The organism is Alteromonas sp. DYW1 (assembly GCF_059752595.1).
Map to the genome: position 1 here is coordinate 3,616,428 of NZ_CM186038.1, position 12,278 is coordinate 3,628,705.

At 46.6% G+C, this 12,278-nt stretch carries 10 protein-coding genes; 5 read left to right on the plus strand and 5 right to left on the minus strand.

Features of this window, described 5'->3' with window-relative positions:
- Positions 1–13 precede the first annotated feature (13 nt).
- Positions 14–1,258 carry a GGDEF domain-containing response regulator gene (locus AC121Z_RS16460; RefSeq protein WP_498125411.1) on the plus strand — a complete coding sequence of 415 codons (1,245 nt, stop codon included), beginning with the start codon at positions 14–16 and terminating at the stop codon, positions 1,256–1,258.
- On the opposite strand, the gene rarD is transcribed toward AC121Z_RS16460, so the two are convergent.
- Both rarD and AC121Z_RS16470 read right to left on the minus strand, forming a co-directional pair.
- The gene (rarD, locus tag AC121Z_RS16465) at positions 1,255–2,169 is read right to left on the minus strand and encodes an EamA family transporter RarD (protein ID WP_498125412.1); all 915 of its coding nucleotides are present in this window, start codon (positions 2,167–2,169) and stop codon (positions 1,255–1,257) included. The genes AC121Z_RS16460 and rarD overlap by 4 nt on opposite strands.
- A 57-nt stretch (positions 2,170–2,226) precedes the next feature.
- Positions 2,227–3,564, minus strand: a complete 1,338-nt coding sequence (locus AC121Z_RS16470) for a magnesium transporter (RefSeq protein WP_498125414.1) — start codon at positions 3,562–3,564, stop codon at positions 2,227–2,229.
- A gap of 113 nt (positions 3,565–3,677) precedes the next feature.
- Here AC121Z_RS16470 and recQ point away from each other — a divergent pair, with 113 nt between their 5' ends.
- Positions 3,678–5,501, plus strand: coding sequence for a DNA helicase RecQ (gene recQ / locus AC121Z_RS16475; protein ID WP_498125416.1), 1,824 nt, complete (start codon positions 3,678–3,680; stop codon positions 5,499–5,501).
- On the opposite strand, the gene AC121Z_RS16480 is transcribed toward recQ, so the two are convergent.
- Positions 5,498–6,163 (minus strand): glutathione S-transferase family protein, encoded by a 666-nt coding sequence (locus AC121Z_RS16480; protein ID WP_498125417.1) that lies wholly within the window; start codon positions 6,161–6,163, stop codon positions 5,498–5,500. The genes recQ and AC121Z_RS16480 overlap by 4 nt on opposite strands.
- A gap of 56 nt (positions 6,164–6,219) precedes the next feature.
- Positions 6,220–6,537 carry a c-type cytochrome gene (locus AC121Z_RS16485; protein ID WP_498125419.1) on the minus strand — a complete coding sequence of 106 codons (318 nt, stop codon included), beginning with the start codon at positions 6,535–6,537 and terminating at the stop codon, positions 6,220–6,222.
- A gap of 60 nt (positions 6,538–6,597) precedes the next feature.
- On the opposite strand from AC121Z_RS16485, the gene AC121Z_RS16490 reads away from it, so the two are divergent.
- The 3 genes from AC121Z_RS16490 (at position 6,598) to ribA (ending at position 11,685) form a co-directional block, all read left to right on the plus strand.
- Positions 6,598–8,037, plus strand: coding sequence for a protein adenylyltransferase SelO (locus tag AC121Z_RS16490; RefSeq protein WP_498125421.1), 1,440 nt, complete (start codon positions 6,598–6,600; stop codon positions 8,035–8,037).
- 67 nt (positions 8,038–8,104) lie between these two features.
- Positions 8,105–10,996, plus strand: coding sequence for an EAL domain-containing protein (locus tag AC121Z_RS16495; RefSeq protein WP_498125422.1), 2,892 nt, complete (start codon positions 8,105–8,107; stop codon positions 10,994–10,996).
- 74 nt (positions 10,997–11,070) lie between these two features.
- A complete protein-coding gene (ribA, locus tag AC121Z_RS16500) occupies positions 11,071–11,685 on the plus strand; it encodes a GTP cyclohydrolase II (RefSeq protein WP_498125423.1) in 615 nt (204 codons plus the stop codon).
- A gap of 32 nt (positions 11,686–11,717) precedes the next feature.
- Here ribA and AC121Z_RS16505 read toward each other — a convergent pair whose 3' ends face one another.
- Positions 11,718–12,134: a hypothetical protein gene (locus AC121Z_RS16505; RefSeq protein WP_498125424.1), complete on the minus strand. Its 417-nt coding sequence runs from the start codon at positions 12,132–12,134 to the stop codon at positions 11,718–11,720.
- Positions 12,135–12,278 lie beyond the last annotated feature (144 nt).

The window sequence follows — 12,278 nt, forward strand, 5'->3', positions numbered from 1 at the left end:
TGGTGATGATGGTATGCAAAAGAAAGTATTAGTAATTGAAGATAGTTCTACCAGTATGAACATCATCAAAAAGCTGGTACTTCAAGCCAAGCTAGTACCCGTCTGCGCGTCAACTTTGACTGAAGCCAAGCACGTATTTGGCACCACCAATCCAGAAGATTATCTTTGCGCCGTGGTGGATTACAACCTCCCCGATGCTCCATTTGGTGAAGCCATCGATTACACCATCGCGAGCTTTGTTCCTACTATTGTAGTCACCGGCCGCCTCGATGATGACACACGCGAACATGTGCTAAGTAAAGACGTAGCCGACTACATCCCCAAAGAAAACGCACAAGTCTATGACTATTTAAGTCGCTTATTGGCCCGGATGGAAAAAAACAAACATATTGGGGTGCTAGTGGTGGACGATTCTCGGGTTAGCCGTAGCTCAATGACCTCTATGTTACGACGCCATAACTTTCAGACCTTTGAAGCAGAAAGCGCCGAGAAAGGTCTAGCTATCCTGCACGAACGCATGAATATTCAATTGGTGATCACCGACCAAACCATGCCTGACATGACCGGTACAGAATTTGTTGCGGAGTTACGCAAATCAATGCCGAAGGAGCAACTTGCCATCATTGGTGTTTCATCAGGTAACAGCGCTTTGCTTTCTGCGCGCTTTTTAAAAAGCGGCGCCAATGACTTCTTACACAAACCCTTTTGCCAAGAAGAATTTTTGGTCCGTATTAACCAAAATGTTGAATACATCGAAAATGTGGAAGCGATTCGACGTGCTGCCAACTCGGATTATTTAACCGGTTTACCCAATCGCCGGCACTTTTTCTATTCGGTCAATCATGTATCGCGCAGCCAACCTGAAAATCAGGCTGTCGCCTTAGTCGACTTAGATCATTTTAAGCAAATCAACGATACCTACGGCCATGATGCGGGCGATAAGGTACTGAAAGATGTGGCGAAGTTGATTGCCAGTCAATTCTCGGATTTTCACGTGTCACGCTTTGGTGGTGAGGAGTTTTGTATCTATTTGCCCAATATCCCAGCCCAGGAAGTGATTGAACGATTAGAGGCCTTTCGTGAGGCGTTGTCACACAAGCAGATCCGCTTTCAACAGCAAGATTTGCAGGTAACCACAAGCATTGGCGTGACTGTACAAGGGCGCAAAAATCTGGATGCCATGCTCGCCAAAGCTGACACGCTACTTTATCAAGCGAAAAGTAGTGGCCGCAATCGTGTAGAATCTGACTTCAACTAAACCGGTTTGGTTTTGGCAAGTTTGCGCGTCTGGCGGAAGTTGCGCAGAGAGTCCCAACAAAAAATCATCAGACCCGTCCAAACAAAAGCAAAGGTGATCATGCGTGCTTGATCAATCGGCTCTTGGTAAAAGAACACCGCTAGGACGAACATGATACTAGGCCCGATATACTGGAAAAAGCCTAGCGTTGAATACTGGATCCGACGAGCTGCGGCGGTAAAACACAACAATGGGGCTGTAGTGACTACACCGGCCATTATCAATAGTCCGTTCATGTCCCAGCTATTCAATCCCAGATTACTCGCATCACTGGCGTAGAAAGCCCAGTACACCAATGCCAGCGGCAACATCATCATAGTTTCAATGAGCAAGCCTGGAAGCGAATCAACGGCAACAGTTTTACGCAGTAATCCATACAATGAAAACGACACAGCCAGTACCAGAGCAATCCAGGGAAGATAGCCTAACCCCGCGATTGCTACAGCCACACCGCTAATGGCCAAGACCACCGCTAGTTTCTGTAATGGCCGCAAGCGTTCGCCCAGGAAAAGCCTACCAAACAGAATATTAAACAGCGGGTTGATGTAGTAACCCAGACTTGCTTCTAGCAACTGGTCGTTATTAACTGCCCAAATAAACAGCAACCAATTGCCGGCTAACAATATACCAGCCGCCAACAACACCAGCATAACTTTGCGCGAGGTAAGCGCGGCTTTTACTTTGGTCCAATGCTGCCTGAGGGCTATTAACCCGATGAGTATTAACGCTGACCAAACCACCCGATGCACCAATATTTCTGCCGCGGGCATGTGCTGCAGTAATTTGAAATACAATGGCGCGAAGCCCCACATACTGTAGGCGGCTATGGCGAAGAGCACGCCTGCGCGAGACTGTTGAGCTGGATCAGACATTTACGTTAAGCAGTATCATTGAGGAGAGCGCGTATTGTGCGCGTTTCCTATTCAAATTTATAGTAAAAACAACGTCCCGAGACCTAAAAATGCAACAAAGCCGACAATATCCGTGACCGTCGTTAAGATGACCGAACCAGAAAGCGCTGGGTCGATTTTAAGTTTATCCAACAAGACGGGGATAAATACACCGGCGCATGCTGCACTGATGATGTTAACCAGAATGGCCAGCGCTATCACCATGCCTAATAATGGATTGGCAAACCAGAAAAAAGCCACAATGCCGATGACGATTGCCCAGATAACACCATTAACCCCACCAACCTGAAACTCTTTTTTAAGTAGCGCCTGGACGTTGGCCGTGGTTACCTGCTTCAGCGCTAAACCACGCACGATCAGAGTAAGCGTTTGGCTACCGGCTATGCCGCCCATACTGGCGACCACTGGCATCAATACGGCCAGTGCCACAACCTGTTGTAATGTGGCCTCAAACAAGCCAATAAACCAAGAGGCCAAAAACGCCGTCAGTAGGTTAATACCCAGCCACAAAGCACGATTTTTTGCGCTTTTTGCTACCGGCGAGAACAAATCTTCATCCTCGTCCATACCAGCGGTTGCCATGACTTGGCGCTCGTAATTCTCATTGATTAATTCAGACGCGGCACCAATATCCAAGCGCCCCACCAACTTATTATTATCATCCACCGCTGGTAATGATGTATAGCCCGAGCGTTGGACTAAGAGAGACGCAGAGACATTCTCATCAGTGGCCTTAAGCACAGTGAGCCCATCCTCCGCCAGTTCAACCAAGGGAATATGTTCGGCGGCATTAAATACCCGTGCGAGTTTTACCGCTTCGGCGAACTGCCCTGAACGATTCAGCAAATAGATAGTGTCGCAATAGTTGGGCACACCCCGACGGATCAAACGCAACCCCTCTCTTACTTTGGCATTGAGTGGCAAAACCAATAGGTCATGGTTAAGCCAGTGACCAATTTGCTCGACTGGGAATTGGCGGGCGTCATCAAAGTAGGCCTGTTGCTGTGAATCAAGTGCCTCATAGGCGCGGTCAATGAGTCGATTAGGCAGCGAGTCCATCAACTCCAATAAGTCTTCAGCGTCAATGTCACTAAAGATACTGGCCCACTGATCTTGCGGCGTTGCGTCGATCAATATTTCCCGCGGATCCGCCCGCATCTCAACCAACACATCTAGCATTCTGTGCTTTGGCAATGCACTAAAAGTCAAAATCCGCTGTTCAACAGGTAATGATTCGAGAATTAACGCGATATCTGGATCGTCCAACTCCAACATTGCAGAAGAACGCGCTATCTGGGATGTATCCTCCGGCGTATTGACCAACTCTTCGATCAATTCGGGTAATTGTTCAGTCATTGTTCGATCCTTAAAAACTTGTCACAACTAGCCAGTGAAGCGTGACGCAAAAATGCGTATCATAGGGCCATCGGTTTCTTTCGCTATAGTTTACCATCGATTCCCTAAATCTTATGCAATCATCCACGTTGACAGCTGAAAATACTGCTACACCAGAACAGGTGCTTGCCCACGTATTCGGTTATTCAACGTTCCGCGCAGGGCAGCTCGACGCCATTAGGAATACACTTGCTGGTGGTGATAGCTTAGTGTTGATGCCGACCGGTGGTGGGAAGTCATTATGTTATCAAGTTCCGGCTTTAATGCTGGAGGGTATTACGATTGTTATCTCTCCCTTGATTGCGTTAATGCAAGATCAAGTCGAGCAACTGAAACTCAGCGGTGTCGCCGCGGCGTTTATTAATAGTAGTATCGATGAAGAGCAACAACAACAAACGTATGACGCCTTACAATCCGGCTCACTCAAGATTGTCTATGTTGCCCCCGAGCGTTTATTACAACCTCGTTTTTTGCAGTTTATCCGCAGTGTCAATGTTTCCTTGTTTGCTATCGATGAAGCCCACTGTGTTTCCCATTGGGGCCATGATTTCCGCCCAGAATATCGTCGTCTTGGCGAACTCAAACAGCACTTCCCAAATATTCCAATGATGGCTTTGACGGCCACAGCAGATATAACGACTCAAGCCGATATCCAGCAACAACTTTGCTTACACGAGCCATTGGTCCTCAAAAGTAGCTTTGACCGTCCCAACATTCGCTACCATGTGTTACCCAAATATAAGGCGTTTGATCAGGTCCTTAGCTATGTTAAACAGCAAGAAGGCAGTGGGATCATATATTGTAATAGTCGCCGTAAGGTAGACGAACTCAGTGAAAAACTCCATAAAGCTGGGCTCAAAGCGGCGGGGTACCATGCCGGTATGGATAGCGAACAAAGAAATTGGGTGCAGCGGCGCTTCCAAACTGATGCTATTGATATAGTCGTCGCCACTGTTGCATTTGGCATGGGGATCAACAAAAGTAATGTTCGCTATGTTCTACATCATGATGTACCACGCAGTATAGAGGCTTACTATCAAGAAACTGGGCGCGCCGGACGTGATGGCATGCCTTCCGAAGCATTACTGCTTTTCGATGAAAAAGATGGCGCCCGTATTCGCCAATGGATCGCGATGGGCAACTCTGAGCGAGAAGCAATAGAAACCCAGAAATTTACCGCCATGGAGGCATTTGCAGAAGCACAAACCTGTCGGCGACAAGTATTGCTCAATTATTTTTCCGAATTTGCCGGAACAGCTTGTGGCAACTGCGACGTTTGTCTCGATCCGCCGCGTCATTTTGACGGCCTGGTCACTGCACAAAAAGTCCTCTCTTGCGTATTGCGGATCCAGCAAAGTGCTGCAGCGCAATATGTAATCGATGTTCTGCGCGGCAAATCGCATAAACGTATCATTGAGAACCAGCATGAACAGCTCAGTACTTACGGTATAGGTAAAACTGAGCCTGATACCTATTGGCACAGCATAATTAATCAATTGGTGCATAAGGGGTATCTACGCATCGACATTACCCAAGGGGCGGCTCTGAAGCTGACGGAGGCCGCGCGCGATATTCTGCGCGGCGAAGTTGCATGTGACTTGGCAATACCGCGCTTAAGCGTGAAAGCAGCAAAAACTAATACAATGCAAAAAGCTTATGACAAACGCTTGTTTGCCAAACTTAAGCATTTACGTAAAAGTATTGCGGATGAAGATAACGTGCCACCCTTTGTGGTGTTTAGTGACGCTTCGCTCGCCGACATGGCTGCACAAATGCCTACCACAAAAAGTGCATTTTTGGCTGTATCCGGTGTTGGCGCAACCAAACTCGAACGCTATGGTGACGCATTCTTAATGGTAATCAACGAGTATCTCGATAGTTTAAGTGATATTGCCTAGGCATAATCATATTGCCCGCCCTTCTTGAGCGCGCGCTGATAGGCATCGCGTGCGTGGATCCGCGCAACGAAAGCAGCAATATTAGGAAAGGCATCCTTCCCCTGTTTCGCCACAATCGCCTCAAGCGGAAAGCTCATTTGAAAATCCGCTGCACTTAAATGCTCACCCACAAACCATTCGCGCCCAGTTAAGTGGCGTTCTACAAAAGCAATGTTTGCCTTAATATTAGGCCCAAAGTAGGCATCCATCACGGCATCCACAAATTTTTCGACGATATATTTGATAAAGAAAGGTTTCGCTTTATCTCTGCCTTTCTCCAGTACCATCTTGGTCACCAACGGTGGCATAAAGCTGCCCTCGGCAAAATGTAACCAGAACGATTGTTCTTGCTTTTCTGCGGGCGACAGCTCTGCTAGCGCCTGGCCATTGCCATATTGTGTGACAAGGTATTCGATAATAGCACCAGACTCCGCAATGGTGACTTCATCATCGGTCACTACCGGCGACTTACCCAAGGGATGAACCAACTTTAATTCGGCAGGAGCAAGATTGGTCTTAGCGTCGCGTTGATAGGTTTTTAATGTATATTCAACGTCTAACTCTTCGAGTAACCATAAGATCCGCTGTGAGCGAGAGTTATTTAAATGATGTAAAACCAGCATATCGATTGCCTATTGCACTAAATATCCGATAGATACACTGAGATTGTAGATTTGGTTTACTCTGTGGTTTTTGTTTTTGGTGTTAAGCCGCTGTAGTAAGCTGCTAAATTCTCGATGTCCGTATCGCTTAACCCTCTCGCCATTGGAGTCATTTGCATATGACGACGCATGCCGTCGCGGTAAGCTTTAAGCGCATCAATCAAATACAATTCATTTTGCCCGGCTAAATTGGGGTAGTTGGGTATGAATGCCATACCATCATTGCCATGACAGCCGGCACAGACCGTCGCTCGCTTTTTCCCAGCGGCTGCATCACCCGCTTGCACGCTGAACACTAATAAGCCACTGAGCACAGCAATTGACAACGATCGCATTACTAATTTCGTACGTATTGATACCATGGCATTCCAACCTCGTTTTAGAGCTGACATTTGATGCAGTTAAGCTACACCTACGCCAATGAATTGCAAGCATTAACCTCCCCCGTCAAAGTGAGGTTATTGCGCGATCAACGCCTTGCCATGATAAACCATAATCTCTCGCATGAATTAGGGATCGCTGCGAGCGTGTGGCGCAACGACTGGAAAGATTTACTCAGTGAACCCAATAGCCCATGGCAGCAGCATGCCGTGGCACAAAAATATGGTGGTCACCAGTTTGGTCAATGGAATCCCGCGTTGGGTGATGGGCGGGGACACCTGCTTGCTGAGATAATCTCGCCCTCTGGCGAACGTGTGGATCTGCATTTAAAAGGTGCTGGACCAACCCCATACTCTCGCCACGCTGACGGTCGCGCAGTGTTACGGTCAACGCTGCGCGAGTACATTGTCAGCGAAGCTATGCACGCACTGGGTATACCGACTTCGCGCGCCTTGTGCTTGTTTACCAGTACCGAGCCCGTGCAACGTGAAACCATTGAACCCGGCGCAATGCTAATCCGCACGTGTGCAAGCCATATACGCTTTGGTCATTTCGAGTACTATCATTATACTGGACAAAAAGAGCGGCTGGATGCGCTGTTTGAGTATTGTTTTTCCCACCATTTTGCAACCCTCAAGGATGACCCTAACCGTTACCTCGAATTATTGCGTACTATTGTAACTTCAACCGCGCATTTAGTGGCACACTGGCAAGCTATTGGCTTTAATCACGGGGTTATGAATACTGATAATATGTCGATTCATGGCATAACCTTCGATTATGGCCCCTATGCTTTTCTCGATGACTTTATCCCCAGCTATATATGTAATCATTCTGACTACAATGGTCGCTATGCATTTGACCAACAACCAGGCATCGCATTGTGGAACCTGAATGCCTTGGCGCAAGCCTTTACTCACTATTTATCGGTCGATGCGATAACGGCAGCATTATCCTTGTTCGAGCCAGTATTAATGCGCACGTATCAAAAACTTATTGCTACCAAGTTTGGTTTCGACCAGATCCCAAGTGAACATCCCGATAAGTCCCGCGCCGACCAATTGCGCGTCCAGTGGTTTGATATGCTGGAGCAGCAGCAACGTGATTACACACAAAGCTTCCGGTTACTCTCCTGTGCCGCGAGCGCACCTAGCCAATTGATTGATCACTTTATCGATCGAAGTGCGATACACCAGTGGCTAAACGATTACCAAAACATATGTGAACGTCACTCAATTGATACCAATGAATTACGCCTGGTCAACCCTACAATCGTGCCCAGAAACCATCATCTCCAGCATGCCATTTCGGCCGCTTATGATGATGATTTTTCGGTTGCAGAGGCACTATTTGCGGCGGTAACAGCTCCCTTTGAAGACACCCCAGCAAATGCTCCATTCGCCACCCCTCCGCCGGCACAAGAAAAAGGCATTGCACTAAGTTGTAGCAGTTAGTCTAAACTGGGATTAGTATTATCTATTAATAACTTACGCTTCTGTTTAAAGAGCAAAAGGTAACCGCTTGTCAACATCTAACCACAGCTTGCGAAATACAGGGTTCCTTTATTGGGTATTGTGTATTGGCGCTCTCCTCGGTTTTCTGAGTGCCAATGTCAATGCCCAAGCAAAGCGCAATGTAAACATTGATATCGATCATTCTGTGTCACTGATTGACTTGCAGGATTTTGCTGAATCTTTGCGCACTGAAAACACGCGCAGACTGAGTGAAGTACAGTTATTGGACAACTGGACAGGCAGCTGGGATAAAAGCGCACTGTTGGACGGTCAAAGTCTTTGGATCCGCAGCGCTATAACGAATAAAACCGAAACGCCTGTAGGCTTATATCTAAGCGTCAACGATCCGAATATTGATAGTGTAGATATATTTATTCTCGATGACTTGGATAGGATTGTTGCCTCCCATTTAATGGGCGCAACCCAGGCTTTCGACAAGCGACCGATCAATCATCGCAATTTTATCGCACCAATCTCACTTGCCGTAAATGAAAAAGTCAGCGTTTATATTCGATTGACTGATGACAACCCGTTACTCGCGCCAATCACTCTAAAAAACTCTGAAGCCTGGGTATTAGAACAACAAAACACGCAGGTGCTGTTTGGTATTTTCGTCGGTGCAATGTCGGTATTTACCCTGTATTTTCTGATTACCTATCTGGTGCTGAAAAGTCCAGTGCGGTTCTGGTTTTCATTGACTTGTTGTGTGTTAATGCTCTGCGTCCTTAACATTCAAGGGGTTATTGCTCAGATCACAGAAATTACTGAATACAACCGCGTATTTACTAGCATATTCCTAGCTCTATTCTTACTCTTAACGAGCAAAGTCAGCGTAGCCCTGTTTACCCGTACTCCTAAATTCTACAAGTATGTTATTTATCTCATTCCATTCGCAATTATTGTCAATAAATGGCTAACACCTGACAGCTGGCAGGCTGCTGTTAATGGGCTCATCATCGGCTTGAGCATGCTTAGCCAGTGCGGCATGGCATTGCGCTACTACGTGCGCTTTAGCAGTCGACCAGCGCTCATTTTTATCGCTGGGTGGATTCTGTTAATCACTGCTGCAGGATCGAATCTTTATTTGTATAAAAACATGGGCATGCTTGATAATGCGGGGACTTTGTTGATTATTTCATTTACCACCCTGGGTATATTGATTCTCGGCGTGGCAATTGAAATCAATCAACAAGTATTGATGCGCTTGGAGCAAAGCAAGCAAGAAAAGCAAATAGATAACCTGAGTCAGTTTTATCAGCTGTTTCGTAATTCTGCAGAAGGCCTATATACCTCAACACCGGACGGGATATTATTATCAGTCAATCCTGCAATGTGGCAATTATTTGGCTATAGCAGTGAAGATGAAATGCTCAGTGCAGTGCAAAATACCAGTGAATTTTATGCCGACAGAAACGAGCGCGATGTTTTAATTGGGGAGCTACGCACTCACCGAACAGTCCTTGGACGAGAGTTTCGCGGCTTACGTAAAGATGGCACTGAGTTCTGGTTTTCTCTTTCATGTCAACTACATAGCGAAGGAGACCAGACGTTCTTATATGGTTCTCTATTTGATGTAACTGAACGCAAGCAATCTAATATTAGCCTCGAGTATCTTGCCACACATGATTCGCTCACTGGGGTTAATAATCGCCGCGAGTTTGAACGACAGTTACAGCACCAACTTACTCTTCCCTTTAACATCGACGAGCCATTAATTTTGCTCTATATGGATCTTGACCAGTTTAAAGTCGTTAATGATACCTGCGGGCACAAGGCGGGCGATGCCTTGCTGCAACAGCTCGCTCGACTCTTGGATGAAGGTGTCGGTGAGCGTGGTCTTTTGGCACGCTTAGGTGGCGACGAATTCGGTGTATTGATGACCAAAAGTGATAGCGACCAAGCCTTTGTGTTGGCAAATCGTATACTGAATATCGTGTCTGACTTTCGCTTTATGTGGGAAAACAATGTGTTCTCGCTGGGGATCAGTATTGGTTTAGTTGAACGCACCGAAAAAGTCGATTCACCCGAACAAATGATGAGTATGGCTGACGCCGCTTGCTACATCGCTAAAGAGCAGGGGCGCAATCAAATCCACCGTTATTCCCTTAGTGACATTACGACCAAGCGCTATGAGAGCGAACTGAATTGGTTAGCACATATTAACGAGGCACTTGAACAAAACAATTTTAAGCTGTACTACCAACACTATCAGCCATTGCATTTAGCCGACGATGGCCATCGTTATGAAATCCTGTTGCGGATGCAAACTAAAGAAGGCGACCTCGTACCACCAGGCGCATTTTTGCCAGCGGCTGAGCGCTATTCACTGGGGGCAAAAATCGATCGTTGGGTAGTCCTTCATTACTTCGAATGGTTACACCGCAATCCAATTCATGCACAAGAATTGCAGAAGTGTAATATCAATCTGTGCGGTCAATCACTCGCGGATAGAGATTTTAAACTGTACGTGCTTAACGCGTTTGAAAAATTTAATGTGCCGTACAGCAAGATTTGCTTTGAGATAACCGAAGGTATGGCGATCATTAAGATGGACGAAACCTTAGAGTTTATTAAAACCTTTCACCAGCTTGGCTGTACCTTTGCGTTAGATGATTTTGGCAGCGGCTTTTCTTCATACGGTTATTTGAAGCAATTGCCGGTTCAATACGTAAAGATCGACGGTGCGTTCGTCCGCGATTTATTAACCGACCCCATTGATCTTGCCATGGTGCGCTCAATTAATGACGTAGCAAAAGCCATCGGTATGCAAACCGTCGCTGAATTTGTAGAAAATTCGGATATTAAAGTGCAATTAGGTAGAATGGGGGTTGACTATGCACAAGGCTATGGCATTGCAATGCCAGCACCACTGGATGATTTCAAAGCATTTGGTCAATAACCCTTGTTTTGCCTTAAAACGGCCTTACATTGGCTCTACGCAATAGCCATGCCGTGCAACCGCTTGAGATAAAGATGACACAATCAAGTCCACAATTTGAATACATCAGCGCCGCTAAGCTTCCCACACGCTTTGGTGAGTTTCGTATCCATGGATTTGTGGAGTCGTCAGGCCAAGAACACGTGGCATTGACCTACGGCGATTGGCAGGCCGATGAAGCCGTACCCATCCGTGTGCACTCTGAGTGTTTAACCGGCGACGCACTGTTTAGTACCCGTTGCGATTGTGGCTTTCAACTTGAAAAAGCGCTGCAAAATATCGTCGAGCATGGCAAAGGCGTGCTGTTATACCTTCGCCAAGAAGGCCGGGGCATCGGATTACTGAATAAAATTAAAGCTTACCAATTGCAAGACACCGGTATGGATACGGTTGAAGCCAATTTGCATTTAGGCTTTGACGCAGACCTACGTGAATATTCTATCTGTGGTTTCATGCTTGAGACCCTGAACGTTGCAAATGTCGTACTAATGACCAACAATCCGAGAAAAGCAGCGGCGTTGGCGGAGCTTGGGATCAACATTGTGGAACGCAAGGCGATCGACCATGGCTTAACTGACCAGAATCGCCACTATTTAAAAACCAAAACGGAAAAGCTGGGCCATTTGTTCGACCCACATCTACTTAAATAGCGCTACAATCATTTACCCTACTGGAGCTGGTCTCACTCAGAAGCCGCCAGACTGGCTGGAAGCTGGTGCAAGCCCAATTCACTTAGCGCTGCTTCAAGCTGACCATTGTTAACAACGATATACTGTCGATTAGACTGCGATGCCATCAAAGTGTGGCCTTCTACATAGCGTTCCACGGCAGGTTTATCCCCGGCAAGCACAAATACCGTTTTGGTATTTTCCGCAGACTGCATATTGACTGCAAGATGCGCCAGCTGCTCGTAGTCGTCTAAACTACCAGTAATCTCTTCTACACCTCTAAAATCAAGAAAAAAATGAGTTGTGGGTGAGTACGCTGGATTCGCCTTTAAGTCCTTTAACGCTGTCATTAGCCGACGTACAGGCAATATGCCGCTAGCTCGCGTAAACGAGATATTTAGCCTTGGCACTAACTTAAAAAAATAATCCATTTGACTCATTTGGGGCATCACACTTACCCCCTTACTCTGCGCTTATTGTCTGATAAATGCAATTAACCAAGTTATTCAGACCGTTGCATAGCATTCAGGTTTGGTTAAGGCGCTACGCACTATAACCATGATTACGCTAGTACC

Coding starts and splice junctions, on each gene's coding strand:
- AC121Z_RS16460 (WP_498125411.1), top strand. CDS start 14: ATGCAAAAGAAAGTATTAGTAATTGAAGATAGTTCTACCAGTATGAAC.
- rarD (WP_498125412.1), bottom strand. CDS start 2,169: ATGTCTGATCCAGCTCAACAGTCTCGCGCAGGCGTGCTCTTCGCCATA.
- AC121Z_RS16470 (WP_498125414.1), bottom strand. CDS start 3,564: ATGACTGAACAATTACCCGAATTGATCGAAGAGTTGGTCAATACGCCG.
- recQ (WP_498125416.1), top strand. CDS start 3,678: ATGCAATCATCCACGTTGACAGCTGAAAATACTGCTACACCAGAACAG.
- AC121Z_RS16480 (WP_498125417.1), bottom strand. CDS start 6,163: ATGCTGGTTTTACATCATTTAAATAACTCTCGCTCACAGCGGATCTTA.
- AC121Z_RS16485 (WP_498125419.1), bottom strand. CDS start 6,537: ATGCGATCGTTGTCAATTGCTGTGCTCAGTGGCTTATTAGTGTTCAGC.
- AC121Z_RS16490 (WP_498125421.1), top strand. CDS start 6,598: ATGCAGTTAAGCTACACCTACGCCAATGAATTGCAAGCATTAACCTCC.
- ribA (WP_498125423.1), top strand. CDS start 11,071: ATGACACAATCAAGTCCACAATTTGAATACATCAGCGCCGCTAAGCTT.
- AC121Z_RS16505 (WP_498125424.1), bottom strand. CDS start 12,134: ATGGATTATTTTTTTAAGTTAGTGCCAAGGCTAAATATCTCGTTTACG.